General features: G+C 49.9%; 1 protein-coding gene. It reads left to right on the top strand.

Annotated features, from left to right (window positions below; genetic code table 11):
- Nucleotides 1-145: 145 nt before the first annotated feature.
- A partial coding sequence (locus tag E1180_RS00120) for a flagellin N-terminal helical domain-containing protein (RefSeq protein WP_482822443.1) occupies nucleotides 146-688 on the top strand: 543 nt, incomplete at its 3' end.

Here is a 688-nt window from a genome sequence, read left to right on the forward strand (position 1 = left end):
CATTTGCTCACCCAAAGGCTGGTTAAGGGGCCGTTTACCCTATTTTTCAAAGCGGTTTACCATTGATTAAGGTTAACAGACCATTCTTGGCGTCAACCCGTTCAGGAAGAGCGGATGCATTTGTGACCCAGGAAAGGGATATACTATGTCTGACATCAACCTGTCAGCTGCCGTTAGGCAGAACCTTCTCACACTTCAATCCACCGCCCGCCTCACATCCGATGTCCAGAACAAACTGGCCACCGGACTGAAGGTCAATTCCGCGCTGGATGATCCGAACAGCTTCTTTACAGCATCCGGCCTGAACTCACGTGCCAATGATCTTAGCACGCTTCTGGACGACATGGGCCAATCGCTGCAGACGATTAAAGCTGCTGACCAAGGTATCACGACGATTACGGATCTTGTGGAATCGGCAAAGGCAAAGGCCAATCAGTCACTGCAAACGCAAAGCCAATATGAGCGGAAGACGTTTGCGGAACAGTATAACGCCCTGCTTGAGCAGATCGAAGACGTTGCAAAGGATAGCTCCTACAAAGGCAAGAATCTTCTTGCTGGCGATGGAAACGACCTGACTACAATCTTCAACGAAGATTCTACGTCCAAACTGACAATCGATGCAGTTGATTACACTGATGCTTCACTGTCGACTGGCTTGAACCTGTCTGACTTGGCAGAAGGCCAGGGC

It is taken from the genome of Roseibium denhamense, from assembly GCF_009711415.1.
Lineage (GTDB): Bacteria > Pseudomonadota > Alphaproteobacteria > Rhizobiales > Stappiaceae > Roseibium > Roseibium denhamense.